17 protein-coding genes are annotated in these 26,104 nt (G+C 66.8%); 10 read left to right on the forward strand and 7 right to left on the reverse strand.

The features are described 5' to 3' along the window. Positions 1-197: 197 nt before the first annotated feature. From EES48_RS11680 to hsdR, 3 genes are read left to right on the forward strand one after another with little or no spacing between them, the layout of a single operon-like run. Positions 198-1,694 carry a class I SAM-dependent DNA methyltransferase gene (locus EES48_RS11680; RefSeq protein WP_122467070.1) on the forward strand — a complete coding sequence of 499 codons (1,497 nt, stop codon included), beginning with the start codon at positions 198-200 and terminating at the stop codon, positions 1,692-1,694. Further along, the gene (locus EES48_RS11685) at positions 1,691-2,884 is read left to right on the forward strand and encodes a restriction endonuclease subunit S (protein WP_162998137.1); all 1,194 of its coding nucleotides are present in this window, start codon (positions 1,691-1,693) and stop codon (positions 2,882-2,884) included. Before EES48_RS11680 ends, EES48_RS11685 begins: the two co-directional genes overlap by 4 nt. Further along, entirely contained in the window at positions 2,881-5,193 is a 2,313-nt protein-coding gene (hsdR, locus tag EES48_RS11690) for an EcoAI/FtnUII family type I restriction enzme subunit R (RefSeq protein WP_122467074.1), read from the forward strand. The genes EES48_RS11685 and hsdR overlap by 4 nt, the downstream gene beginning before the upstream one ends. 76 nt (positions 5,194-5,269) lie before the next feature. Here hsdR and EES48_RS14895 read toward each other — a convergent pair whose 3' ends face one another. Beyond that, positions 5,270-6,643 carry a WD40 repeat domain-containing protein gene (locus EES48_RS14895; RefSeq protein ID WP_162998138.1) on the reverse strand — a complete coding sequence of 458 codons (1,374 nt, stop codon included), beginning with the start codon at positions 6,641-6,643 and terminating at the stop codon, positions 5,270-5,272. Between the two features lie 322 nt (positions 6,644-6,965). Here EES48_RS14895 and EES48_RS11700 point away from each other — a divergent pair, with 322 nt between their 5' ends. Together EES48_RS11700 and EES48_RS11705 are read left to right on the forward strand one after the other, a co-directional pair. After that, positions 6,966-7,757 carry a HEPN domain-containing protein gene (locus tag EES48_RS11700; protein WP_240623336.1) on the forward strand — a complete coding sequence of 264 codons (792 nt, stop codon included), beginning with the start codon at positions 6,966-6,968 and terminating at the stop codon, positions 7,755-7,757. A 217-nt stretch (positions 7,758-7,974) separates the two neighbouring features. Continuing rightward, on the forward strand, positions 7,975-8,262 hold the full coding sequence (locus EES48_RS11705; RefSeq protein WP_122467083.1) for a hypothetical protein: 288 nt from the start codon (positions 7,975-7,977) through the stop codon (positions 8,260-8,262). Between the two features lie 16 nt (positions 8,263-8,278). Here EES48_RS11705 and EES48_RS11710 read toward each other — a convergent pair whose 3' ends face one another. Further along, positions 8,279-10,219 (reverse strand): DUF3363 domain-containing protein, encoded by a 1,941-nt coding sequence (locus EES48_RS11710; protein WP_122467085.1) that lies wholly within the window; start codon positions 10,217-10,219, stop codon positions 8,279-8,281. A gap of 240 nt (positions 10,220-10,459) precedes the next feature. On the opposite strand from EES48_RS11710, the gene EES48_RS11715 reads away from it, so the two are divergent. Beyond that, complete coding sequence (locus EES48_RS11715; RefSeq protein WP_122467088.1) at positions 10,460-10,687, forward strand: hypothetical protein; 228 nt, start codon at positions 10,460-10,462, stop codon at positions 10,685-10,687. Positions 10,688-12,063: 1,376 nt separating this feature from the next. Here the strand turns inward: EES48_RS11715 and EES48_RS11725 are convergent. Further along, positions 12,064-13,425, reverse strand: a complete 1,362-nt coding sequence (locus EES48_RS11725) for a tyrosine-type recombinase/integrase (RefSeq protein ID WP_122467093.1) — start codon at positions 13,423-13,425, stop codon at positions 12,064-12,066. 250 nt (positions 13,426-13,675) lie between these two features. Here EES48_RS11725 and EES48_RS11730 point away from each other — a divergent pair, with 250 nt between their 5' ends. Then, a complete protein-coding gene (locus EES48_RS11730) occupies positions 13,676-15,118 on the forward strand; it encodes an aldehyde dehydrogenase family protein (RefSeq protein WP_122467098.1) in 1,443 nt (480 codons plus the stop codon). On the opposite strand, the gene truA is transcribed toward EES48_RS11730, so the two are convergent. Genes truA through EES48_RS11745 form a run of 3 tightly spaced genes read right to left on the reverse strand, consistent with a single transcriptional unit; the run spans position 15,103 to position 17,685 of the window. Continuing rightward, entirely contained in the window at positions 15,103-15,855 is a 753-nt protein-coding gene (gene truA / locus EES48_RS11735) for a tRNA pseudouridine(38-40) synthase TruA (protein WP_122467101.1), read from the reverse strand. The two genes, EES48_RS11730 and truA, sit on opposite strands and share 16 nt — an antisense overlap. Beyond that, the gene (gene fmt / locus EES48_RS11740) at positions 15,855-16,766 is read right to left on the reverse strand and encodes a methionyl-tRNA formyltransferase (RefSeq protein WP_122467104.1); all 912 of its coding nucleotides are present in this window, start codon (positions 16,764-16,766) and stop codon (positions 15,855-15,857) included. The genes truA and fmt overlap by 1 nt, the downstream gene beginning before the upstream one ends. Positions 16,767-16,803: 37 nt before the next feature. After that, positions 16,804-17,685, reverse strand: coding sequence for an alpha/beta fold hydrolase (locus EES48_RS11745; RefSeq protein ID WP_122467106.1), 882 nt, complete (start codon positions 17,683-17,685; stop codon positions 16,804-16,806). Positions 17,686-17,812: 127 nt separating this feature from the next. Between EES48_RS11745 and EES48_RS11750 the strand changes: the two genes are divergently transcribed. Then, positions 17,813-19,129, forward strand: coding sequence for an ammonium transporter (locus EES48_RS11750; RefSeq protein ID WP_122467109.1), 1,317 nt, complete (start codon positions 17,813-17,815; stop codon positions 19,127-19,129). 9 nt (positions 19,130-19,138) lie between these two features. Here the strand turns inward: EES48_RS11750 and EES48_RS11755 are convergent, their stop codons facing one another. After that, positions 19,139-20,764 (reverse strand): serine hydrolase, encoded by a 1,626-nt coding sequence (locus tag EES48_RS11755; protein ID WP_122467112.1) that lies wholly within the window; start codon positions 20,762-20,764, stop codon positions 19,139-19,141. Positions 20,765-21,011: 247 nt separating this feature from the next. Between EES48_RS11755 and EES48_RS11760 the strand changes: the two genes are divergently transcribed. Then, on the forward strand, positions 21,012-23,345 hold the full coding sequence (locus EES48_RS11760; protein WP_240623337.1) for an outer membrane beta-barrel family protein: 2,334 nt from the start codon (positions 21,012-21,014) through the stop codon (positions 23,343-23,345). A gap of 136 nt (positions 23,346-23,481) precedes the next feature. Then, on the forward strand, positions 23,482-26,073 hold the full coding sequence (gene clpB / locus EES48_RS11765) for an ATP-dependent chaperone ClpB (RefSeq protein WP_122467115.1): 2,592 nt from the start codon (positions 23,482-23,484) through the stop codon (positions 26,071-26,073). Positions 26,074-26,104: the final 31 nt, after the last annotated feature.

Raw genomic sequence — 26,104 nt, forward strand, 5'->3', positions numbered from 1 at the left:
CGGAATAGCCGCTTAGAGTCAGAAACGGTCCTAGGCCACGCCGCCGCCGTCTAGGTCGCTTCCTGACTCGTAGCGGACTCCACAAGGGTCAGCTAGGAGGCTCATCATCGGTTCACACCAAAGGGGTGGCATAGAGCCAATCCGTTGTCCTCGTCTCGGCTCGCGGATAGGACAGCGACCGAGGTGGGGGAGTGCATATGGCGCGTGCAGCCAAGGCGAAATCGAACGGCCGGAGCGGCGGGTTCGACCAGACGTTCAACGCCATCGACAAGGTGCTGCGCAACGAAGCGGGGCAGACGACGGAGCTCGACTATACGGAGCAGACGTCGTGGATGCTGTTCCTGAAGTACCTCGACGATCTGGAGCGCCAGCGTCAGGTCGAAGCGGAGCTGAAGGACGAGGCCTATTCGCCGATCATCGATGATGCGCACCGCTGGGGTGTCTGGGCGGCGCCGAAGACGGCGAGCGGCGCGTTCGATCACGACCGGGCGCTGACCGGCCCCGACCTGATCGCCTATGTAAACACCGCGCTGTGGCCCTACCTGCGCGGCTTCCGTACGCGGGCCGCCGGGCCGGACACCATCGACTACAAGATCGGCGAGGTGTTCGCCGAGATCCAGCCGAAGTTCCAGTCTGGCTATTCGCTGCGCGATGCGCTGGAGCTGATTGACGGGCTGAGCTTCGGGTCGCAGGCCGAGAAGCACGAGCTCTCGTCGCTTTACGAGGACAAGATCAAGCGGATGGGCAACGCCGGACGGAACGGCGGCGAATACTACACGCCCCGACCGCTGATCCGGGCGATGATCCAGGTGGTGAAGCCGCAGATCGGCGACCGAATCTATGACGGCGCCTGCGGCTCGGCCGGCTTCCTGTGCGAGGCTTACGAGCACATGCTCCCCGCCGCCAAGGGCAGCACAACCGACCTGGAGACGCTCCGGAAACGGACCTTCTACGGCAAGGAGAAGAAGAGCCTCGCCTACGTCATCGCCATCATGAATATGATCCTGCACGGGATCGACACGCCCAACATCCTGCACACCAACACCCTGTCCGAGAACGTCCTCGACATTCAGGAGAAGAACCGGTTCGACGTGGTGCTGGCCAATCCGCCGTTCGGCGGGGGTGAGCGGCCGGAGGTGCAGCAGAACTTCCCGATCCGCTCGGGCGAGACGGCCTATCTGTTCCTGCAGCATTTCATGCGGTCGCTGCGCGCCGGCGGGAGCGCGGCCATCGTGATCAAGAACACCTTTCTGTCGAACATCGATCAGGCGGCGACAGCGCTGCGCAAGGAACTATTGGAGACCTGCGACCTGCATACGGTGCTTGATATGCCCGGTGGGACCTTCCAGGGCGCGGGCGTGAAGACGGTGGTGCTCTTCTTCGAAAAGGGCCGGCCGACCCAGCGGACGTGGTTCTACCAGCTCGATCCCGGGCGGAATCTCGGGAAAACGAATGCGCTTAGCGATGCCGACATGGCGGAGTTCGTAGCCATGCAAACTAAATTTGCGAAAGGACCCAAGAGCTGGATCGTCCAAGCCGCCGAATTAGATCGTCAGACTTGGGACCTGACGGTCAAAAATCCAAATAGGCCGGAGGTGTCGGAGCTCCGCTCGCCGGCCGCTATCCTTGAGGTGATCGCTGCCTTGGATGCTGAAAGCGCGCGGGCATTAGCGCGAGTGAGAGCGCTGCTGTGACACGTTGGGATGAAGTCACACTTGGCGATGTCGCCACCTTGGATACCCGGAGACATGACGGGAGCGACAAACCGTTCGTGGGACTGGAACACATTGAGCCCGGCACCGGCCGCCTCTTGCGCGATGTCGGTCAATCTGAAGCCGAGAGCGGAACCTTTGAGTTTGACCCTCGGCACGTGCTTTTCGGTCGGCTGCGCCCCTATCTCAATAAGGCGCACCTGCCGACGTTCAAAGGTCATTGCTCGACGGAGATTTTTCCCATCCGTCCCCATGCAGGGTTAGACAGACGCTACCTTTTTCACTGGATCACTAAACAGACAACCATCGAGGCAATCATGGCGACCTGCACAGGTGCCAGAATGCCGCGAGCAAATATGCGAGAGGTGTTGAACCTCCGTCTCCCGCTTCCGCCTCTCGCTGAGCAGCGGCGTATCGTCGTCATGCTTGATGACATGCTCGCGGGGATTGCCGGTGCCACAGAGAACGCCACTCGATCTCTAGCGAGCGCAATCGAACTATTCTCTACTTTTCGCGACAGCGTCCTACAGGGCGACGCGGCTTGGCCGAAGCAGCCGCTTGGGAATGTCCTCAAGGTGAAGCACGGTTTTGCCTTTGAAAGTCGCTACTTCACGCAGAGCGGCGATCAAGTACTGCTGACCCCAGGCAATTTCTACGAACACGGGGGGTTTCGACATCGGGGGATGGATCAAAAGAGATATCTTGGTCCGACACCTCCGGACTTTGTCCTACCGTCTGGAGCATTACTCGTCGCGATGACCGAGCAGGCGGCCGGTTTGCTGGGCAGCTCTCTCATCGTGCCTGAAGGCGAAACCTACCTTCACAACCAGAGGTTAGGTCTCGTGCTTCCACTCGAAGAATCGAGTTGGGATAGTCGCTTTTTCTATCACCTGTTCAATACTACCGCACTGCGCCGGTATCTCCACGACGGGGCAACCGGCACAAAAGTGCGGCATACTTCTCCTGGGCGGATTGAGGCATTCGAAACCGGAATTCCTCCCACCCGTGAAGAGAAAGCGGGAGTGGCTAGGCGGATCGATGCGATTGCGAAGGAAACCGACGCCTTGATCTCCCTTCAACAGCGGCGGCTCGCCGCTCTCGTTGAGCTCAAACAATCCCTCCTCGCCAGCGCCTTTTCCGGCCAACTGACCCACGAGCCCATCGCCGCATGAACGAGTCCGAGACCCGCGCCGAGCTGATCGATCCCGCCCTGAAGGCGGCCGGTTGGGGCGTGGTCAAGGGCAGCAAGGTCAATCGCGAGGTCATCTGTCCAGGGCGCATTCTCGGCGCCGGCCAGCGGGGCGAGGCGACGACGGCGGACTATGTGCTGAGCTATCGCGGGCACAAGCTGGCTGCCGTGGAGGCCAAGGCCGCCGGCAAGGGCGTCACCGCCGGGCTGGGTCAGGCCAAGATCTACGCCGGCAAGCTGAAGACCCGGTGGGCCTATTCGACCGACGGGACCGGCCAGTATCAGGTCGACATGGAGACGGGGAAGGAGGGTCCGGTCGCGGACTGGCCCACGCCCTGGGCCCTGTGGGCCGCGACCTTCGCCGAGGAGAATGTGTGGCGCGACCGGTTCGGCGCCGTGCCGTTCGAGGACCGGGGCGGGACGCAGCCCGCGCGCTACTATCAGGTCAACGCCGTGCAGGCGGTGCTGGACGCCATCGCGGAGGGCCAGAAGCGCGTCCTGCTGACGCTGGCCACCGGGACGGGCAAGACCTTCATCGCCTTCCAGCTGGCGTGGAAACTGTTTCACGCGAAGTGGAGCCTGACCGGCGAGCCGACACGGCGGCCACGCATCCTGTTCCTGGCCGACCGGAACATTCTGGCGGATCAGGCCTACAACGCCTTTTCGGCCTTTCCCGACGATGCGCTGGTGCGGGTCAAGCCGGAGGCAATCCGCAAGAAGGGGCGGGTGCCCAAGAACGGCAGCGTCTTCTTCACGATCTTCCAGACCTTCACCAGCGGCCAGACCGGCGCGGACGGTCGCGAGGAGGCTTATTTCGGCGACTATCCGCCCGACTTCTTCGACTTCATCGTCATCGACGAATGCCACCGGGGCGGGGCCAACGCAGAGGGCGAGTGGCGGGCGATCCTCGACTATTTCGAACCGGCGGTTCAGCTGGGCCTGACGGCAACGCCGCTGCGCAAGGACGAGAACCGGGACACCTACGCCTACTTCGGCAAGCCGGTTTACACATACTCGCTGCGCGAGGGGATTGAGGACGGGTTCCTGACGCCGTTCAAGGTGCGCCAGCACAAGACGACGCTGGATGACTATGTGTGGACGCCGGACGACGAGGTCGTTCGCGGCGTCGCCGAGCAGGGCCGGGAGTACAAGTCGAAGGATTTCAACCGGACCATCGAGATCGAGGCGCGTGAACGGTACCGGGTCTGCGTCTTCATGCGAGAGATCGGATCGCGCGAGAAGGCGATCGTGTTCTGCGCCACCCAGGACCATGCGGCCCAGGTGCGCGACCTGATCAACCAGACCTCAGACAGCACCGATCCCAACTATTGCGTCCGGGTGACGGCCGAGGACGGGGCCATCGGCGAGGCCTGGCTGAGGCAGTTCCAGGACAACGAGAAGACCATCCCGACCATCCTGACGACGTCACAGAAGCTGTCGACCGGGGTGGACGCGCGCAACGTCCGGCACATCGTTCTGGTCCGGCCCGTGAACAACATGATAGAGTTCAAACAGATCGTGGGACGCGGGACGCGGCTGTTCGACGGCAAGGAGTATTTCACCATCCACGACTTCGAGGGGGCGTATCAGCACTTCCTCGATCCGGAGTGGGACGGCGAGCCGATGGACCCGGTCGCAGCCCCTCCCGGTCCTGGACCCGGAAAGCCGCCGGAGCCCAACGAGCCGGGTGGCGGCGAAGAGGTCGAGAAGCGCGAGAGGGTCGTCATCAAGCTGGCCGACGGCAAGGCGCGGACCATTCAGCACATCAGCGCGACCAGCTTCTGGGGGCCGGACGGGCGGCCGCTGTCGGCGGCGGAATTCATCGAGACCCTCTTCGGAAAGGCACCGGAGCTGTTCCGCGATGAGGACGAGCTGCGCCGACTGTGGGGTGCGCCGGAAACGCGTAAGGCGCTGCTGACATCCCTGGCGGAGGCGGGGTTCGGGGTCGAGCCGCTGAAGGAAATGGCGCGGATCATCGACGCGCCCGACAGCGATATCTTCGATGTGCTGGCCTATGTCGCCTTCGCCCTGCCGCCGCTGAGCCGGGCGGAGCGGGTCGAGACCCGCAAGACCGCGGTGCTGGACGGCTACGACGCCCAGCTCTCGGCCTTCCTCGACTTCGTGCTCGGCCAGTATGTGAAGCAGGGGGTCGAGGAGCTGGATCAGGACAAGCTGCCCCGCCTGCTGGAGCTTCGCTTCGCCAGCGTCAGCGAAGGGGCGCAAAGTCTTGGCGGGGTGGCCAAGGTGCGCGAGGCCTTCCTTGGGTTCCAAGGCGGGCTATTCACACCTTAGGTGGTTGGGACATCGTCGCTTGGCGGTGTGAATGTCCGAACTCTGCCACCGGTCCTATGTCCGGTCTTGGCGCATGTCAGTCGTAAAATTCCAGCGTCTGATAGCTGGTGAACCAAGTCTGCTCTCCGGCGAATCCCACTGAGTTAACGCGGTTCTGTCCGAAGCGTCTCAGTCGCCGCACGATCGTCCCATCCCTCAGGTCTAGCAGACCCCAGACATCGCCACCGCATCTCTCTGGAAGGATCACCAACCCGAGCTGTCCATCCGGGCTTACTGCAAGGGGACTGGTGCCCCGCATGTGATGGGCTGTTCCGGACCGCAACCAGATCGCTTTGCCTCTGAGGTCGAATAGAGCCACATAGCGGCCGGTAACGGATACCGGTGGCGGCGATGGCCGGCGCTCATAGATAACGCCCGCTGCCGAGAGGCGGAAGCTGACCAGAAGCGCCTCGCCATCGGGAGTAAACACAGCTGTGGAATGTGGCTCGTTGAGTGACGATGGCAGTTCTTGGATCTGCGACCCCTCGGTCCAGAGCGCCAGACCACCTAGTCGCTTGTTGCGGCCTTGACCAACTAGAGCGCATCGCAACAGTGCTCTGACGCGGCCATCTTGTAGTCGCGCCGTAGCCAAGACCTGAAGGTAGATCGACCCTTCGCCTTCCCCCCAGGTCGACCTAATGGACTCGTGTAGAGAGAGCACGGTTCGGACAGCGCCATTGGCGGCATCAAAGATCGCGAGGGCAGGATACCTGTTCGGAAGTTCCGGCCGGTTATACCCCCCGCGTGTGTCGCAGTGGGCGACACCGAGGCCTCCACCATCTACCCACGTCACCTCATCCAGTCGCCCCGGCAGTTCGGTCAGGGGCGGCGCAAGAACCACACTCCCGTCGCGAAGCCGCCGCGCGCAACGGAGGGGGCTTGTAACAAATCCGGAGCGGGTGAGATCGCCTTTTAGAAACCAGATGCTGTCGCTGTCGCTCGACCACGCATTCGAGTGACCTCCAGGCGTCACACCGAACTCAGGCCCCCCTAGAGGGAAGACCGTTGTGGTTCCATCGGCAACTGAGACAAACGCGAGCTCCCGATAGTTGCGAACCGCGAGAGTTTTGCCATCGGGGGATAGGAGCGCCCCAGAGATCGAGTTCAGCTGATTGATCTGGACTGAATGGGCTGGAACCTCCAAGAGAACTTCCGCCAAATCATCACGGGGCTCTTTGCAACCGATATCAGTGATCGGTTCAGCTGCCGTTTCGGGCGCTGTCACTTCGCCCGGATGGGCAGACGCAGCAGCGAAATGCCCAAGGGCCCCCAAAAGGAACTCACGCCGATCAGCCATCTCCAACAGTAGGTCAACGCAATTGAAGATTTTCTTCAGCTGTGGACTGAAAAGGGGCGTGCGCTCAGGAATGACCGCTTTCAAGCGATCATGAGAGGACTGCTCCTGGCGCAAGTGCTGACCCTGCTGGCCGTTTCAGGCTGATTGGCCGCTAAGGGTCGGAAGTGGACGATCAGCGGGCGGCTCTGCGAATGTCCGCTTCTCGGGTCGGAGCCGATGTCCGCTGCTGGCGCGTAGCCGACAACCACTGATCCCAGCGGGCCTCGCCCTCACGGCCGAGATCGGGCTAGACTCCCGGTGTGAGAGCCGACCTCATCACCTCCCGGAGAAGCAGCGCGCCGAACTCGATCGGGCTCGCTCAATCCTGCTCGACGGCTTCGAGGCCGCGCGCACCTCCGGCGGCGGCGGCACCCAGCCCTGGCGACGTAACGGTCAGGTGCTCAAGATCATCCTGTTCGGCTCCTACGCTCGAACCGACTGGGTTGATGAGCCGGAGAACGGCTACCTCTCGGACTTCGATCTCCTGGTCATCGTCAACCACGAGAAGCTGACCGACATCGCCGACTACTGGTGGGCCGCAGAAGACCGCATCCAGCGCGACCCTTCCATCGGCCGCACCGTCAACATCATCGTCCACGACCTGGCCGAGGTGAATGCAGCGCTAAGCCGGGGCGAGTACTTCTGGACCGACATCGTCAAAGACGGTGTCGCTCTATACGAGGTACCGGGGCATGCGCTTGCCACGCCCAAAACCCTATCGCCTACGGATGGGCTGAGCCTTGCTCAGAGGCACCTCGACCAAAAGCTAGCAGATGCGGACGACTGGCTTCGACTGTCGGAACTGGCGCTCGGTGAAGGAGCTGATGTCGCCCGCTGGAGGCGGAAAGCTGCCTTCAATCTCCACCAAGCCGTCGAGTCCGCCTATGCCTGCTTCCTGCTCGTCCACACCTTCTATTTTCCGCGCTCCCACAACATCAAATTCCTCCGCTCCCTGGCCGAGGACGTCGACCGCCGGCTGACGACCGCCTGGCCCCGCGAGACCCGTCACGACCGCCGCCGCTTCGAGCTGCTGAAGCGCGCCTATGTCGAGGCCCGCTATTCCGACCAGTACGACGTGACGCCGGAGGGCCTTGCCGCCCTGACCGAGGCCGCCACCCGCCTCCGCGACCTCGTAGCCGAGGCCTGCCGCGAGCGGATCGACGAGCTCCGCAAACAGGCCGGGCAATAGCCGTCACACACCATCAATCTCGCGACTGATCCCGCGCGATCACGATCCCGAGAGGGGGCTGTCGTTTCGGGGCGTTTCAGACGGTCTCTGATGGAAAGACCTGGGCGCCGACGGCGCCGTCTGAACCGTGTTTCACGGTCCGGGAGCAACCTCGGCCGGCTCTTGCGCTTCCCGATCTCCACAGCCCAGCGTGTCTCCACAGAAAGGGAGACCCGCCATGACAGACCTCGATATCCTCGCCTCAAACGACGTCCTGCTGAACCGCAAGGAAGCCTCACGCGAGCTGCTCAAGATGGGCATCCGCCGCTCCCCGGCGACGCTCGCCAAGATCTTCTGCACCCGTTCGGACGGTCCGCCCGTGACCCACCTGGGACGCACGCCCTACTATCCCCGAAGCCTGCTCCACGACTGGGCCCGCAGCCGGCTCACGGGGCTGCGCTCCTCCTCGAGCCAGCCGCTTCGGGCCGGCAACTGGTCCGCCCGCGAGGACCGTCCCTCGCTTTGAGCTCCAGCCTCGGACGTCAGAGCTCCAGCCCGTCGCGGCCGGACGCCTGACGTCCGAACCGGAAGTCGACCTGGCCGCCCAGCATCACCCCGTTCATCGCCTGGCCCCGGCAGGCCTCCAGCGCCGCCCGCCAGGGAGCGAGGGTGACCACCGCCGGATTTTCGATGACGGCGAAGGAGACCCGGCCGAACTGGATCTTCTGCAGATAGGTCCCCGTGAACCTCTGACCCTCGACGGCCAGCCTCACGCTCCGCCCATTGACCGCGAACCGCGACAGATCCTCGATCTCCATTCGCAGCAGCTGGTGGCCCTGCTCCCGCGTCAGCGGCCGACCGAGCTCCGCCGGAATGCCCATCGCCCGCAGCGCCGCCGCCCGACGCGGGAGCGCGTCGCGAACGAGCTCCCCGAACGGGCCCGACCCCAGGGTCGCCGGATCCTTGCCCAGCTGATCGTCGAGCCAGGTCTCGGCGCGGGCCGTCACCTGCTGCTCCACGGATCGTCCGTCGAGAACGGTCATCTCCAGCGACGCCCCGCCGTGGCGATCCCGCTCCGCCGCCGTTGCCTTGCCGACGTAATCCGTCGGCACCTCGAACTTTCCGCCGTTCAGAGACCGACACGCCCCTTCGCGTCCCATGGCCTCCAGCCGTCGCTGATGCCGTTCGATGAAGGCCGAAGAGTCCCGGGGCCTGACCGCCCGGTGATCCTCCGGCGACCACACCCCGCCGCGCTCGGCGGCCACCTCTGCGATGGTCAGATCGGACGGCCTCGGCGCGACCGGTCTCGCCTTCACCTCGACCACGGCCCGCGCCGGCGTCCGGTCCAGCTCCACCACCGACCGCAGGCCCGGCATCCGCAGATGCCCCAGCCGTCCATCCTCCAGCTGCAGCACCAACACCTGCGGACCCTCTGCATAAGTCCCGATCGGCGCCGCCCCCTGAAAGAGCCCCACCACGCCCTGGCCCGGCTTGAGCTCCATCGCCTCCAGCCGCCCGAAATCAGACAGACCGCCCGAGCTCCGCACCGCCTCGACCGCCGCCGTCTCCCTTCCTTCGCGCTCCCCCAACACCTGGAGCCGCCGGCGAAGGTCGTCCGGCACGGACCAGCGACCCGCCCGTTCCCGCGTAACCAGCCCCTCGGTCTCCAGATGGACCAGACGCCGGAGCAGCTGTTCGCGTGACCCTTCCGGCAGATCGGCGAGCCCCAGCTGGCCGTCCCGCGTGGCCTCGACCAGCGTCCGGTCCAACCCCGTGACCCGGTTGGCGGTCACCCCGCGATCCACGTCCCGCTCCAGCCTCGGCCCCAGCAGCTCGGTGGCCAACTCCTGAGCGCGGTTCCTCAGTCCGTGGCTGACATAGTCCCGCGACATGACGAGATCCCGGCCGTCGTCTCGCTTCCCTCGCATCAGGATATGCAGATGCGGTCGCCCGGTGTCGTAGTGCGCCCCCGCCACCCAATCCACCGAGGTCCCCAGGTCCCGCTCCACCCGCCCCACGAACTCACGGGCGTAGGACTTCAGATCCGGAAGCTCGGCCCCATCCTCCGGGTTCACGATCAGTCGGAAATGATGCCGGTCGCCCTCGCAGCGCCCGACGAAGGCCCGGGCGTCAGCCTGATCGGATCCCCGGTCGAAGAACCGCCCCTCGGCCCCATCCTCGCCCGCGCCATCCCGCGCCACGTATCGGACGTGGGTCCGCATCGCCCTGGCCGCCTGCGGCGTCATCCGCACCACCCGCGCCTTGACCATCACCCGGCGCTGCCCGCCAACGGCGCCCGACGGAGCGTTTCTCAACCGCGCCGGCCCGCCCTTGCCTGAGAAGTGCCGCGCCCGCTGCCGGGGCGTCATGGCCGCCGTCGCCCGCCCCGCGAACGTCAGACCCTTCAGCCACACCGCCGCCCGCTCGCGGCTGGCCATCAGGGTCACCCTGATCTCGGCCCGGTCCTCGTCGAACTCACCCACGGCGTCGCCTCCCGCGACCGCGGACCCGGCTCTCCTCCGACCCTCCTTCTCAGAGATGTACCGGCGAGCGATCCTTCAGGGTCGCACAGCCGATTTTATCTTGCCCTTCCTCCCTGTCGCTGTGGGCATCGATTCCGCTTGTTGATCCTGATGACCTTGTCCGACCCCACCCAAAGCATCAGAGCGACCGTTGGATCACCCCGCAGAGCGACCTAGGCTGTCGGTTAAGGGAGGCCGGACATGAAAGACCTAAAGCCGGAACAGATCGCGCAGCACCAAGTCGAGGAGCTGATCAGCAACCAACGAACTGAGCTCGATCGCGCAATCGCCATGAACCAGCGCTGGGTTTTGTGGTTGGCGGTTGCGAATGGGGCCGCGCTGGCTGCGCTCGCCGCCAAGGTTGTCGACGGCGGGTCGGAAGCCGTGGCGGCACTAATCATGCCCAGCTGCTGGCTATCGGACTACTGAGCGCCGGTGTGGTTGCGCCGCTGTCGGCTAAGCGTCACGCGTTGGCTTGGAAAGTCTGGAAGGGTCACACGGAGAGATTCCGGGACGGCAAGCCGTTGGAAGAGCCTGTGGACACCAAGGCCGCTGAGGACCGCCTCTACTATGCCGAAACGACGCTCGAATGGGTTTCTGCGGCAAGTTTCGCTCTCGGCCTTCTGCTTCCGTTGATCGTTCTAGCGCACCGTTATCTGACAAGCGACCACGGCTTCTATCCTCCGACCTGAGGCTCGTTTCCCTTGCTGTTCTTTTGCGATGTCGTTTGTTCGCTCCTGCAGCAAGTCTGTGGATGAAGCGCGTTCATCGACAACGCCACGGGGGGCGACGGCGACGACATCCTCGTCGGCAACTCGCTGTCCAATGTCCTGCAAGGCGGGGACAGGTCCGATCTCATCTTTGCTGAGGGCTATGTCCTCGATGGAGCCGGGAAAAGGCCGACGAGCTTCAGGGCGATTTCGATTGTTCCAAAGGCCATTCCAATCCCTCCGCGGCACGATCCGTTATGCAAGGCTGGCCAGCCAGACCTCGGCAGGCCTCGTCAGCTAGGTCGCGGACGTCGCGCCGGACGGACGCGACCACGCGGCCGCTGTGGTCCAACTCGCCGTCCTGCGGCGACAACCAGAGATCGGTTTCCGGGCGCTCGCGCACTATGCTGAAGCGACCGTCCGATGTGCTCCCGTTCATCGACACGCGATAGATTCCGGGGAACGGTTTTTCGATAATGACGGAGATCGTCGCCTCCGCGGTGCACCCACCGCACGTCTCGGGCCCTCGCCGAAATCTGATCGCGTCCCCATCCAGTCGACGTCTCAGGACAGCGAAGGGTCGTCCGACCGCGACGCTGAAGGTCATGTCCTGGGCCAGCGGATGGTCGCGACGGAAGTTGTCGTCGATCGTAATCCGGCGGAATATCGTTTTCAGAGGGAGGGCAGACTCGCGAACTTCGCCCTCGCGTAAGGTAACCAGGCCGCGAGGCTGCGACTGGCTATGTTCTTGTAGGGCTGCGCCGTCTCCGTCGGTCGTCACATCATTCTGCGCCGAGCAGCCTCCAAGGAGTACAATTATTGCTACCCCACATGATGCAAGTGCCACACGGCCGCACCCGATGACATTTACCATAAGGAGCATCAACGCTTCGCCTCCCGTTGAACACGAAGGCCGATGAGACACCCTCTGTCCAGCACAACCCTAAAAGGGTGACAAATGGACGCATCGTCAGAGACGCCAGCCGCGAAGAGACGGGTGGGGTGGCCACTTCCCGATTCCGGCCCGCATGACCGCGCGGACCTCAACAGCGCGACGAGGTAGTATCAGAGCCGCTTTGAGTTCCCTCCAGAAGCCTATTGGATCGCGGCATCCGCCATCGCAAACCACCCGACGGAATGACGAGGCTGGTACGCCAAGGTTCGCGGGTCCCTTTGGCCCAGGCGCGCCACATGGCCTCCCCAGAGCTCCAGTGCCTGTCTCTTCTCGGGCAGATAGTCGTTTCGGTCGTAGACGGCGGTGATGAGTGAGGCGCCGTCCGTGGGTGTGTGGGCCAGAACCTTGGAAACCACGAAGCGGCGCACGCCATAGCGCTCTGTCGTTAGCGTCGTTGCGCCGCTCCGGCGAAAGTCGTGAGGGGAGCCCGGCGCAATACTGAGCCGATTGCACAGCCGGCTAACGGCACGCGTCAACAAATCCGCCTGGAGGTGCGTGGCAGCGTTCCCAACAGATGGAAATATAAAGGGCGACGCTTCGCAGACCGAACGCGCCTGATCCAGGACCTCCAGCGCCTGAGCGGAGAGCGGCACCACATGCGCTCGTCGCGCCTTCATCCGCTCGGCGGGCACGGTCCAGATGCGGGCCGCCCTATCGACTTCGGACCACCGTGCGCCGGCCACTTCGCCCCGTCGCGTTAGAGTGAGAAGTAGAAAGCGCAGCGCCAGGGCGGTCTCCGGCTCGATCCGCGCGGCCATGTCCTCGCGGGTCTCACCTCTGACGCGCCGCACAGATGAACGAACAAGGCCATCCCTCAAGATCCGCAAACCCTCATCATCGAACATGCGTTCGCGCGTGCGAAGCGCTAGTGGGCGGGTCAGGCCGGTCGCGGGATTGAATTCGATCCGGTCTTCAAACACCGCGAACGCCAGGATCGACGACAGGCAGGTGCCGATTGACGCCACGCCGTTCGGGGACAGGCCGCTGCCCGCCGCCAGGTCTCGCATAAACATCCGGATGTCCCGGCGCTTCAGCTCGGTAAACACACGCGACCCAAGCTTGGGCTCGATGTGCAGGCGGTAACGGCTTTGCTCCGCCCGGATCACGCCCGGTGTCTTGGGCCGCCGCCGCCCGCCGTGGAGGCCTCGGGCTGCCGCTGGCCAGTAGGCCTCGGCTAGTTCGGACAATGTTTCACCTGTGCGAGCGGCTTCGCGCGCCGCGATCCGCTCACCGGCCGGGTCCGCTCCATCGACCACCGCCACACGCAGAGCCATGGCCTTGTTGCGGGCTTGGCTGAGCCCCAGACTGGGATACGCGCCGAGGACCATGCGACGTCGCCTTCCGGCTAGGTTGACGTATCGAAACTCGAACGACTTGGACCCGGACGGTAGGACGCGAAGCGCGAGGCCGCGTGCGTCCGCGACGCTCAGTTCGTACGACGACGCTCGCGACTTGAGTGATAAAATCTGGCGGTCGGTTGTGATAGTCTGGCGCTTGGGCATGTCGCTCCTGTCCCGCGCCGCTCACCGCCTTTCGCCCGAAATGTGGGGCAGTCATGGGGCAGTGAATGCAGCGCTTCACGAAAAGGGCCGGAACCGACTGAACTGCGAACTTGCTTTCGGAACAACGACATAGTATCGAAAATCAATCACCCTCAAATGCTAGAAATCGCAGCTGGGGCGGCTCCGAAGGCAAAGGTCACACGGTCGAGTTCGTGTCGGGCGCGCCACCTCTCTGCATATCGGCGGCGGCATGACCGAAACCCTCGACCTCACCCACTGGATCGACGGCGAGCGCGTCGCGGCGGACCGGCCGGGCGAAAGCCTCAATCCCTCGGACACCCGCGAGGTTGTGGCTCGCACCCCCGACGGCGGGGCCCCCGAGGTCGATCGGGCCGTGGCCGCCGCCAAGGCCGCCTTCCCGGCCTGGGCCGAGGCGTCGCCCGAGGTCCGTTCCGACATCCTGGACCGCGCCGGCCAGCTGCTGATGGAGCGCAAGGACGCCGTCGGTCGTCTGCTGTCGCGTGAAGAGGGCAAGACCCTGGCCGAGGGCGTCGGCGAAACCGTCCGAGCGGCCCGCATTCTCAAATACTTCGCCGGAGAGGCGCTGCGCGTCCACGGCCAGAATCTGGCGTCCGTCCGGCCGGGCGTCGAGATTCAGACCTATCGTCAGCCGGTCGGGGTCTATGGCCTGATCACGCCCTGGAACTTCCCGATCGCCATCCCGGCCTGGAAGGCGGCGCCGGCGCTGGCCTTCGGCAACACCGTGGTGCTCAAACCCGCCGGCCCGACCCCGGCGACGGCGGAGGCGCTCGTCGCCATCCTGCATGAGGCGGGCCTGCCCAAGGGCGTGCTCAATCTGGTGATCGGGCGCGGCGGTGTCGGCCAGGCGATCGTCGATCACAAGGACATTGCGGGCGTCAGCTTCACCGGCTCCCAGAAGGTCGGGGCCGGCGTGGCCGAGGGCGCTGTCCGCCGCCAGGCCCGGGTGCAACTCGAGATGGGCGGCAAGAACCCGTTGATCGTGCTGGACGACGCCGATCTGGAGCGGGCCGTGACCATCGCCCTGGACGGCTCCTTCTTCGCCACCGGCCAGCGCTGCACCGCCTCCAGCCGCCTGATCGTCCAGGACGGCATCCACGACCGGTTCGTCGAGGCCCTGGCCGAGAAGGTCCGGGGCCTGAAGGTGGGGTCGGCGCTCGACCCGGAGACGAAGATCGGCCCAGCGGTGTCCGAGGACCAGCGCGAGACCTCCTACCGCTACATCGACATCGCCAAAGGGGAGGGCGGCCGGATCGTCACCGGCGGCGAGCGGCTTCAGCTGGACCTGCCCGGCTGGTACGTCCAGCCGACCCTGATCGCCGACACCGAGGCGGGCATGCGGATCAATTCCGAAGAGGTGTTCGGACCCGTCGCCTCGACCATCCGGGTCAAGGACTATGAGCAGGCGCTGGCGATCGCCAACGGGGTCGAATTCGGCCTGTCCGCGGGCATCGTCACCTCAAGCCTGAAACATGCGCGGGATTTCCAGCGGCGCGCTCGGGCCGGCATGACCATGGTCAATCTGCCGACGGCCGGGGTTGATTATCACGTGCCCTTCGGCGGCACGAAGTCGTCCAGCTATGGGCCGCGCGAGCAGGGCTTTGCGGCGGTGGAGTTCTTCACCCAGACCAAGACGAGCTATTCCGCCGGCTGATCGTAGCCGACGCCGGCGAGATAGAGACCGTCCGACGGCGCCACAGGGCCGCAGCGCGCCCGGTCGCGGGCCTCGAGCGCGGCGCGGAGGTCGTCGGCCGTCCACCGGCCCAGCCCCACCTGCACCAGGCTGCCGGTCATGGAGCGCACCTGGCGGTGCAGGAAGCTGCGGGCCCGGAAGGTCAGGCGGACCTCCTCTCCCACCCGCGTCACCGTCGCCTCGTCCAGGGTCTTGGTCGGCGACTTGGCCTGACAGCCGACATCGCGGAAGGTTGTGAAGTCGTGCAGGCCGGTCAGGGCCCGGGCCGCGTCGTGCATCGCCTCGGCGTCCAGCGGCTGTTTCACGTGCCACACGCGGCCGCGCTCCAGCGCCGGCGGCGCCGGACGGGTCAGGATGCGGTAGAGATAGCGCCGCTCCGTCGCCGAGAACCGGGCGTGCCAGTCGCCCTCGGCGACCTCGGCCGACAGCACCGCGATGGGCTCGGCCGCCAGATGGGCGTTCAGGGCGTTCATAACCGTACGCGCCGGCCAGTCCCGTTCGAGGTCCACCTGGATCACCTGACCGGTGGCGTGGACGCCGCTGTCGGTCCGCCCCGCCGCGGCCAGCCGCAGGCGCTGGCCGCAAAAGGCCTCGACCGCGTCCTCGATGGCGCCCTGGACGGTCGGCTGGTCGGCCTGGGCCTGAAAGCCGTTGTAGCCGGAGCCGTCGTATTCGATGACCAGCCGATAGCGGGGCATCAGCTCAGCCGCGCGCCCGCCGCGACCGGCTGGCCCCGCAGGAAGTCCTCGGCCGACTGCACGGCCTTGCCCTCGCGCTGCACCCGCAGCAGCCGAACCGCGCCCTCGTCGCAGGCGATCAGCAGCCGGTCGTCCAGTACCTGGCCCGGAACGCCGTCGTCGGACTCGGCGCGCGACAGCAAGGCTTTCACCCGCGCGCCGTCCAGCTCGAACCAGGCGCCGGGCCGGGGGGACAGGCCCCGGATTAGACCATCGACCTCGCGGGCCGGCCGCGACCAGTCGATGCGCGCCTCGGCGGAGGTGATCTTTCTGGCGTAGGTCGGTTCGCCCGCCTGTTCGGTCTCGGTCGCGCCGCCGCGCTCGATGGCCGCCAGAGCCCGGGACCACAGCCCGGCGCCGACGTGGGCCATGCGTTCGCCCAGCGACCCGGCCGTGTCCTCCGGCCCGATCGGCAGAACCTCGGACAGGATCACCGGCCCTTCGTCCAGTCCCTCGGTCATGCGCATGATCTGGACACCGGTCTGGGCGTCGCCGGCCATGACGGCGCGCTGGATCGGCGCCGCCCCGCGCCAGCGTGGCAGCAGCGAGCCGTGCAGGTTGAACGACCCCAGGCGCGGCGCCTCCAGCACGGCGCGCGGCAGGATCTGGCCATAGGCGACGACCACGGCCGCATCGAGATCCAGCGAGCGAAAGGTGTTGATCGCCTCCTCCGTCTTCATCGAGGCGGGGGTGAAGACCGGCACGCCCATGCTCTCGGCGAAGGCCTGGACCGGCGAGGGCTGCAGCGTCTGGCCCCGGCCGCGCGGGCGCGGAGGCTGGCTATAGGCGGCGACCACCTCATGGCCCGAGGCGATCAGCTCGGCCAGGGACGGCACAGCAAAGTCGGGGGTTCCGAGAAAGGCGAGGCGCATGAGGCGGCAATGCCCCAGCGTCCCCGCCGGGGCAAGCTTACGGCGCCTCGGCCAAAAAGCGCTCGATCGCCGCCCAGGCCTCGGGTTCGTCCAGCATGGGCGCGTGACCGATGGCGGGGATGTCGACACGCGTCAGGTCCGGCGCCTCGGCCTGCATCCGCTCGGCGATGGCGGGGCTGAGCAGGTCGGAGGTCGCGCCCCGGATCAGCAGGGTCGGCCGACCCTCGGCCAGATTGCGGAACGCCGGCCAAAGGTCGGGGACCAAGGCGTCCTTGCCCGCCGCCCGGATCGGCGCGGAGATGTCGGGATCATAATCCAGCGCCGGAACCCCGTCCGGGCCCTCGCGGAACGTCCGTCGCGCAAAGGCCATCCAGTCGGCCTCGTCATAGTGCGGCAGGGCGCCCTCGTTGATGCGTCGGGCATAGGCGGCGGCGTCATCCCAGCTCGTGATCTCGACCTTCTGCCCGGCATAGGCGGCGATCCGCGCCAGACCCTCCGGCGCCACCTCGGGGCCGATGTCGTTGAGGATCGAGGCCGCCACCCGGTCGGGCGCCACGGCGGCCAGCACCATGGTGATCAGCCCGCCCATGGAGGTGCCGAGCAAGATCGCCCGCCCGATCCCCGCCTGATCCATCAAGGCCAGCACGTCCTGGGCATAGACCGGCGGCACATAGGTCATGGGATCGGGCGCCCGGTCCGACCGGCCCCGCCCGCGGACATCGACCGAAACCACCCGCCGCCCCAGAGCTGTGATCCGGGGCGCCACCCCCTCGAAGTCGGCGCTGTTTCGCGTCAGCCCGTGGATGGCGATCACCGGCAGGCGCGCCGGACCGTCCGCGCCTGCCCGGTCGCGGGCGAAGAGGCTGAGGCCATCTGAGGAGGTGAAGCGGCGCTCGGCCAAGTCGGTGTGCTCGGTCATGCGTAACCCTATGTCATCGTGCGTGGGGATGCGCGACCGTCATCGCCGCTTGCCAAAGCCTTCGCAACCGCGTCACACTTCGCACCCGCAGCATCCCGTCTCGCGAGAGACTATCGGGGGATCGGATATGCGGATTTCGGCGACGCTCATCGGCCTCGCGGCCCTGGCTCTTCCCGGCGCGGCGATGGCCGCCGTCCCCGATCTGCTCAGACATCAGGCGCCGCTGGCGCTGGATCCGGCGGCGACGGCCTGGATCCTGACCTCAACCGCCCTGGTGCTGCTGATGACCGTTCCGGGGCTGGCGCTGTTCTACGGCGGCATGGTCCGAAAGAAGAACGTGCTGGCCACCCTGGCCCAGTCCTTCGCGGCAGCCCTGCTGATCACCGTCCTGTGGTTCGCGGTCGGCTATTCCCTCGCCTTCGGCACAGCGGGCGACGCGGGCCTCAATCGTTTCGTCGGGTCGCTGGACAGCGTCTTTCTGCGAGGCGTCGGGGTCGAAACGGCCTGGGCCGGGGCGCCCGGCCTGCCCGAGGCGCTGTGGGTCGCCTATCAGCTGACCTTCGCCATCATCACCCCGGCGCTGATCGCCGGCGCCGTGGCCGAGCGGATGAAGTTCTCGGCCTTTCTGCTGTTCATCGGCCTGTGGCACCTGATCGTCTATGCGCCGGTCTGCCACTGGGTGTGGTCGGGCGGCTTCCTGTCCGACGCGGGCGTGCTCGACTTCGCCGGCGGGGCGGTGGTGCACGTCAACTCCGGGGTCGCTGGACTGGTCTGCGCCGTGATGTTGGGGCGGCGCACCGGCTTCGGTCGCGACAACATGGCGCCGCACAATCTGGGCCTAACCCTGATCGGCGCAGCCCTGCTCTGGGTTGGCTGGATCGGGTTCAACGCGGGCAGCGCCTGGGCCCCCGACGCCATCGCCGCCCAGGCCCTGCTGGGCAGTCTGGTCGCCGCCGCCACCGGCGGGATCGGCTGGGCCGCCGCCGAATGGATCACACGCAAACAGCCGACCCTGCTGGGCCTGGTCTCGGGCGCCATCGCCGGCCTGGTGGCGGTGACCCCGGCGGCGGGGTTCGTGGATTCTTCGGGGGCCTTCGTGATCGGCCTGATCGGGGGCGTCGCCTGCTGGTTCGCCGTGGTCTTCATCAAGCGCTGGCTTCGCTATGACGACAGCCTGGACGTCTTCGGAATCCACGGTGTCGGGGGTCTGGTCGGGGCGGTACTGACCGGCGTCTTCGCCAGCGCGGCCGTGAACCCGGCGGCCGAGGGCGCCAATGTGCTGAGCCAGCTGTGGGGCCTGGGGGCCGTCATCGCCTGGTCGGCCGTCGCCACCTTCGCCATCCTGTGGGTCTGCAAGCTGACCACCGGCCTGCGCGTCTCCGAGAGCGACGAGCGCCAGGGGCTGGACCTGACCCAGCACGGCGAGGCCATGCACGACAGCTGACGGCTGGGGTCAGACCCGGGTCAGTCTCAAGTCCTGATAGTCATAGCTGAAGTCGATGTCGGGGCTGACCCCCTTCATCGTCGCGCGGACCGGACGACCCGCCTCCAGTTCGAACATCACAAAGGTGTCTTCCTCGCGCTTGTCGGGGAACCGGGTGCGCAGGGTGTCGCCGTCATAGGGCTCCAGCGGTCCCTTCAGCGCCAGCGACCGGGTGAAGTCCAGCCAGAGGCCGCCGTCGCGCTCCGAGATGACGATGTCGCCGTACCAGGGGTCGCGCCACGTCCCGGCATAGGCCGACAGAGGCAGGGACGGCGCCGCGCCGGCCGCCTGTTCGGCGTCGATCTCGACGGCGGCCGCCAGGGATTTCTCGCGCCCCTCCGCCTCCAGCCGCTGAGAGTCGGCGATCCAGTCGAAGCCCTCGCCCTTGCCCATCAGGATGTCGGCCACGCCGCTCCTCAGGCTTCTCAGCAGATAGCTTTCCTCGGCGTTGGAGAAGATGGCGAAGCCGACCTTGCGGCCCGGGATCAGCACCGTGGCCGAGATGCCGCCGGGCGAGCCGCCGCCGTGGGTCACCATCCGCTCGCCGCGATAGTCCTGGACCTGCCAACCCAGGGCGTAGGTCGAGGCGATCGACCGGCCGGGCAGTTCGGCCGTCGGACCCGGCGACGATCCGGCGATGATGTTCGGCCGCCACAGTTCGCGCGCCGAGGCTTCCGAGAACAGCCGCGTGCCGTCGGGCAGGACGCCCTCGGCCAGGCACACCCCGATCCACCTGGCCCAGTCGGCGGGCGTGGTGCAGAAGCCCCCCGCCGCCCCGGCCGAGTCCCAGTCCCAGATGCCGGCGATGGTGTCCGACAACAGGGTCATCGGCCCTTGATAGCGCAGCGGCGGACCGATCCGCCCGTGCGGCAGCGCCGACCTGGCCGGATCGGCCCGGCTCATCAGCGGCACGGTCTCGGCCATGCCGACCCTGTCCAGGATGCGGCTCTGGACGAAGTCCTCCCACGCCATGCCCGAGACCGCCGCGATGATCTCGCCGGCGACCACGAACATCAGGTTGCAATAGTGGTACCGCGCCCGGAACTGGTCCTCGATCGGCACGTGGGGCACGGCGGCCATGATCTCGGCCCGCGTCCGGTCCGAATTGGGCCAGAACAGCAGATCGCCCGCGCCCAGGCCGAACCCGGCCCGGTGGCTGAGCGTGTCCCGCACCGTGATCCGCTCGCCGATCACCGGGTCCGACAGGGTGAAGCCGGGCAGATAGGTCCGGACCGGCTCGTCCCACTTCACCTTGCCGTCATCGACCAGCATGGCCATCGCCGCGGCGGTGACGTTCTTGGTGTTGGAGGCGATGGCGAACAGGCTGTGCTCGTCCACCCGCGCCGCCTCGCCCTGTTTCCTGACGCCATAGCCCCGGGTCAGCAGCGGGCGTCCATCGGCCACCACCGCCACGCCCAGCGCCGGCTGATCCGGCCAGGCGGCCAGGCAACGCCGCACATAGGCGTCGACCTCGGCGGCGAGATCGCGCCCCACGTCGTTCGCCGCGACCGGCGCTTGGGCCAGGGCCCGAGCGGGGACTGCGACCGCGCCCGCGGTGGCGAACAGGGCGTGACGGCGGCTGAGACGAAACGACATGGCGGACTCGGATTGTGGACGGTTGGCCGGAGGGTGACGCTAGGCCGACACACCCGTCGCGCCAAGCACGGATCGCCGTCGCGCGGACAGCCCGAACGGCTCAGCGTGATGCGTCGCCTATCTCCATGAATTCTTTGTAACAAACTGTCCGCGAAGTAACTGGAACAAGCCGCGTTGCAGCGATAGCCACGGAGCACGCAAAGGTTTCGACCGGCCTTCGGTGCGAAGATGCGCAGGGCTGCTTCCCATGACCCCGACCGGCGAAAGTCATTCCTCCATGTCCGGCCGGGGCGTAAGGGCCGCTCTGCTCGCGGGTGTCGGCGTGATGGCCCTGGCGAGCGCGGCCGCCGCCCAGACGAACGCTCCGCCGCCCGCCCCGTCCGCCTCCAGCCAGACCCCGGCTCAGACCCAAGCCCAGCCGACTGCGCCGGCCCAGGCCGACCCGCCGCCCTCCGAGAGCGAGGACGATCAGGACGCCGCGGACGAAGCGACCGAGCTTGAGGCCATCACCGTCACGGGCCAGCGCGACGGCATCCGCACCTCCATCGATTCCATCAGCTACGGCCTCGCCAACGACCTTCAGGCCACGACCGGAAGCCTGGCCGACGCCCTGAGGAACGTCCCCTCGGTCGAGGTGGACACCGAAGGCAACGTCTCCCTGCGCGGCGATCCCGGCGTCACCATCCTGATCGACGGCCAGCCCTCCGGAATTCTCAGCGGCGCCGGGCGCGGCCAGGCTCTGTTGCAGCTGCCGGCCGACCGTTACGAGCGTGTCGAGGTCATGACCAATCCCTCCGCCGCCTACAGCCCCGAGGGCTCGGGCGGTGTCATCAATCTGATCTCCAAGCGCAATGCGCCGCCGTCGGGAACCCAGACCACCGGATCACTGCGCGTCAATGTCGGCGAGGACGGCCGCTGGAACGGCGGCCTCAGCGGCTCGTGGCAGAAGGACAAACTGACCCTGTCCGGCGATCTCAACTATCGCCAGGACACCACCGAGGTCGGCTTCCTGCGTGAACGCGAGGTGTTCGACCCCGCGACAGGAGCCCTGGTCGGGACCATCGACAGCGAGCTCGAGGCCTCCAACGACCAGAATGGCGGCGTCGGCCGGTTCACCGCCGAGTATCGCCTGACCGACCGCACCCAGGTCACCGGCGAGGTGCGCGGCGTGTCCTTCTCGGGCGGTGGCTGGAACGACAGCCTGTTCGAGAACCGCGACGGCGACGGCGATCTGACCAGCGCCTTCCGGCGGTTTGGCGATGTCGATTTCGACTTCGTCAACTGGGGCGCGACCGGCCGTGTGGTCCATCGCTTCGACGACGCGGGCCACGAGTGGACCAACGAACTGCGCTTCGACCAGAACAGCAACGAAAGTAGCTCCCTGGTCGAGACCACCTTCCTGACGCCCGCCGATCCCGGCTTCTTCGAAGCGACCGAAAACGCGTCGGATCAGACGACCCTGGCTTTCACCAGCGCCTATGTCCGCCCCACCTCGGACGGCGGCCGCATCCGCGCGGGCTATGAGCTGAACGAGCAGCGCCCCGATCAGGATTTCCTGCTCAGCCGCGGCCCGACCGAGGCCGCGCTGGCGCCTGTCGCCGGCCAGAGCAACGCCTTCGAGGCGCGCCAGACCGTGCACGCCCTTTACGGCACCTGGGAACGTCCGTTCGGGGAGAAGTTTTCGGCCCAGGCTGGCCTCCGCCTGGAACAGGCCGACATCGAGATCGACGATCTGACGGGCGGCCTGTCGGCGACCCAGGACTATTTCCGCGCCTATCCGACGGCCCACCTGCAGTACCAGCTGACCGACGACCAGACCCTGCGCGCCAGCTATTCGCGCCGCATCCAGCGGCCCCAGCCCAGCCAGCTGAATCCCTTCGTCGCCTATGCCGGTCCCGACAGCCTGCGCTCCGGCAATCCGGACCTGGAGCCCCAGGAAACCGACGCCTTCGAGGTGATGTGGCAGAAGCGCCAGGGCCAGACCTTCTATCAGGCCACCGCCTATCTGCGCGACACCGACGGCGCCTTCACCGACGTGGCCATCGAGGTCGGCGACGGCATCCTGCTGACCCGGCCCGAGAACCTGGGCGGCCGCCGCGACCTCGGTGTCGATCTCTCCGCCAACGGCCAGCTTCACTCGACCCTGCGCTACAGCGCCGGCCTCAACCTGTTCCGCCAGGAGATCGACCCCGGGAACGTCACCGGCGGCGCGGATCGCGAGGCGACCATCGCCAATGGTCGGGTCAGTCTGAACTGGCAGCCGACCGACAAAGACTTCGTCCAGCTGATGGGCTTCTGGCAGGGCGACAGCCTGCTGGCCCAGGGCGAGCGCGAGGGCGGCGGCATGCTCAACTTCGGCTATCGCCGCAAACTGACGGACAAGCTGTCGCTCAACGTCACCGGCCGAGACCTGCTGAACAGCTTCAACAGCGTCACCACCTTCGAGACCGCCCAGTTCCGCGAGCGGTCCGAGCAGGACATCCAGCTGCGCGCCTTCTACATCGGCCTGACCTGGACCTTCGGCTCGGCGCCCCGCCGCCAGCCGGAACAGTTCGACTTCTCCACAGCGCCTGGAGGCTGACGTCGGTCCCACACGGTGGCCGCGGGGCTCTTGTGTGGTTCATCGGCCACACCCATTTTCGCCTCGACCCGGGCTGGGGTCGCCGATCGTCGGGGGCTGGGCCGGGTGATCCGCCTTTCCAAGGGGAGGCCCCACCATGAACCTCGACCTCTATTCCGACCGCGCCAAACAGGCGGTGCAGGCCGCCCAGTCGCTGGCCCTGGCCCGCCGTCACCAGCAGTTCGCGCCCGAACACCTGCTCAAGGTGCTGCTCGAGGCGCGCGACGGCCTCGCCCGTAACCTCATCACCACCGCCGGCGGCGACCCCGCCCGCGCCGAGACCGACATCGAGACGGCGCTGTCCAAGCGCGCCCAGGTCGAGGGCGGAAGCGGCCAGCTCTATCTGGACGGCGACACCGCCCGCGTCTTCGCCGCCGCCGAACAGGCCGCCAAGAAGGCCGGCGATCAGTTCGTCACCACCGAGCGGCTGCTGGCGGCCCTGGCCCGCGAGGGCGGGGTGGCCAAGACGGTGCTGGCCGCCTCGGGCGTCACCCCCGACAAGCTGGATGAGGCCATTCTCGATATCCGCAAGGGCAAGACCGCCGACTCGGCGTCGGCGGAGGAGGGCTATGACGCCCTGAAACGCTATGCCCGCGACCTGACCCAGGCCGCCCGCGACGGCAAGATCGACCCGGTCATCGGCCGCGACGAGGAGATCCGCCGCACCATCCAGGTCCTGGCCCGCCGCACCAAGAACAACCCCGTCCTGATCGGCGAGCCCGGTGTCGGCAAGACCGCCATCGCCGAAGGCCTGGCCGCCCGCATCGTCAACGGCGACGTGCCCGAAAGCCTCAAGGACAAGAAGGTTCTGGCGCTCGACATGGGCAGCCTGATCGCCGGCGCGAAATACCGCGGCGAGTTCGAGGAGCGGCTCAAGGCCGTGCTGAACGAGGTCACAGCCGCCGAGGGTCAGATCATCCTGTTCATCGACGAGATGCACACCCTGGTCGGCGCCGGAAAGGGCGACGGCGCCATGGACGCCTCCAACCTGCTGAAGCCCGCCCTGGCGCGCGGCGAGCTTCACTGCGTCGGGGCCACCACCCTGGATGAGTACAGGAAGCACGTCGAGAAGGACGCCGCCCTGGCCCGCCGCTTCCAGCCGGTGTTCGTCGACGAGCCCTCGGTCGAGGACACCGTCTCGATCCTGCGCGGCCTCAAGGAGAAGTACGAGGTCCACCACGGCGTGCGCATCTCGGACTCGGCTATCGTCGCCGCCGCCACCCTGTCGAACCGCTACATCACCGACCGCTTCCTGCCCGACAAGGCCATCGACCTGATCGACGAGGCCGCCAGCCGCGTGCGCATGGCCGTGGATTCCAAGCCCGAGGCGCTGGACGAGATCGACCGCCGTCTGGTCCAGCTCAAGATCGAACGCGAGGCCCTGAAGAAGGAGACCGACTCGGCCTCCAGAGCCCGTCTCGAAAAGCTCGAGGCCGACATCGCCGATCTGGAGGCCCAGTCCGAAGAGCTCACCGCCCGCTGGAAGGCGGAGAAGGACAAGGTCGGCCAGGCCGCCCAGCTGCGCGAGACCCTGGACCGCCTGCGCCTCGAACTGGCCAACGCCCAGCGCGCCGGCGACCTCGGCCGCGCGTCGGAGATCGCTTATGGCCAGATCCCCCAGCTGGAGCGTCAGCTGGAACAGGCCGAGGCCGCCGAGGATGACGCGAAAGGCTCCGCGCTCACTCCCGAAGTCGTCGACGCCGAACAGATCGCCGCCGTGGTCAGCCGCTGGACCGGCGTGCCCGTCGACAAGATGCTGGAGGGGGAGCGCGAAAAGCTGCTGTCCATGGAGGACGCCCTGCGCGGCCGCGTGGTCGGTCAGGAAGACGCCCTGATCGCCGTCTCGGACGCCGTGCGCCGCGCCCGCGCCGGCCTGAACGACCCCAACCGCCCGCTCGGCTCCTTCCTGTTCCTGGGCCCCACCGGCGTCGGCAAGACCGAGCTGACCAAGGCCCTGGCCGAATTCCTGTTCGACGACGAGGCGGCCATCACCCGCATCGACATGAGCGAATACATGGAGAAGCACTCGGTCAGCCGCCTGATCGGCGCCCCTCCCGGCTATGTCGGCTATGACGAGGGCGGCGCCCTGACCGAGGCGGTGCGCCGCCGCCCCTATCAGGTCGTGCTGTTCGACGAGGTCGAAAAGGCCCACCCGGACGTGTTCAACGTCCTGCTCCAGGTGCTGGACGACGGCCGCCTGACCGACAGCCAGGGCCGCACCATCGACTTCAAGAACACCCTGATCATCATGACCTCGAACCTGGGCTCCGAGGCCCTGGCCAATCAGTCCGAGGGCGAGGATGTCGAGGCCGTCCGCCCCTTCGTCATGGACGCCGTCCGCGCCCACTTCCGCCCCGAGTTCCTGAACCGCATCGACGAGATCATCCTGTTCCGCCGCCTCGGCCGCGACCAGATGAGCGGCATCGTCCGCATCCAGCTGGCCCGGTTCGAGCGGTTGCTGGCCGACCGAAGACTGACCCTAGCCCTCGACGACAGCGCCGCCGCCTGGCTCGCCGACAAGGGCTACGACCCGGTCTATGGCGCCAGACCCCTCAAACGCGTCATCCAGAAAGAGCTGGTCGACCCGATCGCACGGAAGCTGCTGGCGGGCGAGATCGAGGACGGGAGTGTGATCGCCGTGTCAGCGGGCGCGGACGGGCTGGAGATCGGGAAGGCGCAGGTGCATTAGGAACGGATTACTTGACCTTCGAGCCTGAGCA

The sequence above is a fragment of the Brevundimonas lutea genome, assembly GCF_003704105.1.
Taxonomy (GTDB): domain Bacteria; phylum Pseudomonadota; class Alphaproteobacteria; order Caulobacterales; family Caulobacteraceae; genus Brevundimonas; species Brevundimonas lutea.